Raw genomic sequence first — 1,801 nt, 5'->3', positions numbered from 1 at the left:
GTCTACAACCTAAGCTTCCAATCCTTTCTGATCGCCGCGTTCGAGCTGTTCCGCGCGCCCTACCAATTCTCCCTTTTTCTGCTCACCGTAGCCGCTCCGCTCGTCGTATTGAACATACTGCTCGCGGGAATCGCTGCCATCATCAAAGGGCGTACCGCGGTGGCTCGCGCGGTAGGCGCTATCTGTCGAGCGCTGGGCCTGACTTCGCCGCTGCTGATCGATGTGCTGCGTGCCGCTGTGATCGTGTTCGCAACATTCCGCCTCGGGTCACAACTAGGTTACGAAGCCTTTCAGGCGGACGTGAGCAATAGCGTGCATCATCGGTTGCCAGCCGTTACGGCCGTCCTCGAAGTCGGCAAGGACAGCGCGGCTTTCGTGCTCACCTGTGGCAGTAACCAAAATATGCTGCCGCCGTATATCGGCGACGCGCGGCGCCTTCAAGAATTGCAGCAATTCCGGCGCACCTGCAATAGCGGGGGCGTGACGTGGCGGCTGCTTTATAGCGATGACCATTCCATATACTTGTTTGCCAGCGAGACGCGCCAGAAGAACGCACCGATCACGCGCCCGTTGACCCTCGTTCTACCCAATCCCCAAGCCACATACTTGATCATGGAGTAGCCCACCATGCGCATCTCGACTGTTTTAAGCCGGCTGACGGCGCTGTCACTAGGGATTTTTTCCCTTATGCCGGTCAACGGTCAACAAGGCGATGTATGGGTCAATCTCTTGGAGCAAGACGACTATGCCCTGAGGACTGGGACAGTCAGGCGGGTGGACCGTCAGGAAGTGGCGGCTGTACTCGCGCTGTCCTTCGACCGTGCGAACAGGATGTGGATTCTAACGACGGCGCAGGCGGGTGACCTCAGTTTGCCGATCTCCGAAATAGCGGAAATAACGTTCGAACAGTCGCTCCGAAAGTCGTCGCCGGCAGTGCAAGAGTGTCCGTCCGAGGTTGTCTCCACGCCTCAAGACAGCAAGACCAAGCGGCTGCCGCCAAACGAACTGTACCTCGAGCGAAGCAAGCTCTTGCTGCACAGTAATGACGTTGAATCCGCTAAGCCCGGCGTCACCGTCGAGGTGCAGAAGATCGCGTATGACAAAGACAAGAACGTCTTCCAAGTGACCTTCCAGGCGGAGACGTATCAATGGAAAAGGCTCGACTGCGGCAACAACGAGCAAGGGAGACCGGGGGCAGGCAAAGGGCCGGGATAATCGCGGAGCCGGGCCATCGGTCGTTTGGGGCGAGCGACGTTGAACCGCAGAGACGGTTCGCGTCTCCTCTACGCGACATTCCCGATTCACTTGCGCGGCCGCTGGTGCAGGTCGGCGCCACTGAGATTCTCTATGACAACGCGCTGCGATACGCTCAGCGGGCCCAAGCGCGCGGCTACGACGTAACGCTTCAGCGATGGACGGGCATGCATCATGTGTTTCAGCAGAACGTCGAGCGGCTGGAAGCAGCGCAGGTCGCGCTCCAACTCGCAGCGCGCTTTCTGCGATGAGACTCGCGTCACTCGATCCGTTCATCCCGTACGATGTCCCTTGGTGTCACGCCGAGCATCCGTTTCATCCAATGCGCCAGATGGCTCGCATGCGCAAAGCCGCAGTCGAGTGCGATCTGGCTGATAGGCAAATCGCGCTGCAATGGCAGAATCCTTGATTCCGCCGACGGAGACGAGGCACTCGTGGCTGACACGCCGCTCGAGGCTGATCACACCATTACGGCACAGCCGAAGAGCGCGGCTTCGTCGAGCGGAACGTCGCGACTGATCTTCACGACCGAAGGGCGCGAGACGGT

At 59.4% G+C, this 1,801-nt stretch carries 4 protein-coding genes; 3 read left to right on the top strand and 1 reads right to left on the bottom strand.

Annotation, left to right across the window (positions count from 1 at the left end; all coding sequences use genetic code 11):
- The 3 genes from AWB67_RS41220 to AWB67_RS37205 form a co-directional block, all read left to right on the top strand.
- The coding region (locus AWB67_RS41220) for a hypothetical protein (RefSeq protein WP_159965151.1) at positions 1–621 on the top strand (621 nt) is incomplete at its 5' end.
- A gap of 6 nt (positions 622–627) precedes the next feature.
- The gene (locus AWB67_RS37210) at positions 628–1,215 is read left to right on the top strand and encodes a hypothetical protein (protein ID WP_087660788.1); all 588 of its coding nucleotides are present in this window, start codon (positions 628–630) and stop codon (positions 1,213–1,215) included.
- Positions 1,149–1,505 carry an alpha/beta hydrolase gene (locus AWB67_RS37205; RefSeq protein WP_087660787.1) on the top strand — a complete coding sequence of 119 codons (357 nt, stop codon included), beginning with the start codon at positions 1,149–1,151 and terminating at the stop codon, positions 1,503–1,505. Before AWB67_RS37210 ends, AWB67_RS37205 begins: the two co-directional genes overlap by 67 nt.
- 8 nt (positions 1,506–1,513) lie before the next feature.
- Here the strand turns inward: AWB67_RS37205 and AWB67_RS37200 are convergent, their stop codons facing one another.
- Complete coding sequence (locus AWB67_RS37200) at positions 1,514–1,636, bottom strand: helix-turn-helix domain-containing protein (RefSeq protein WP_374729893.1); 123 nt, start codon at positions 1,634–1,636, stop codon at positions 1,514–1,516.
- Positions 1,637–1,801 lie beyond the last annotated feature (165 nt).

The organism is Caballeronia terrestris (assembly GCF_001544515.1).
In the GTDB taxonomy this organism is placed as follows: Bacteria; Pseudomonadota; Gammaproteobacteria; order Burkholderiales; family Burkholderiaceae; genus Caballeronia; species Caballeronia terrestris.
This window is presented reverse-complemented; position numbering and strand designations above follow the sequence as displayed.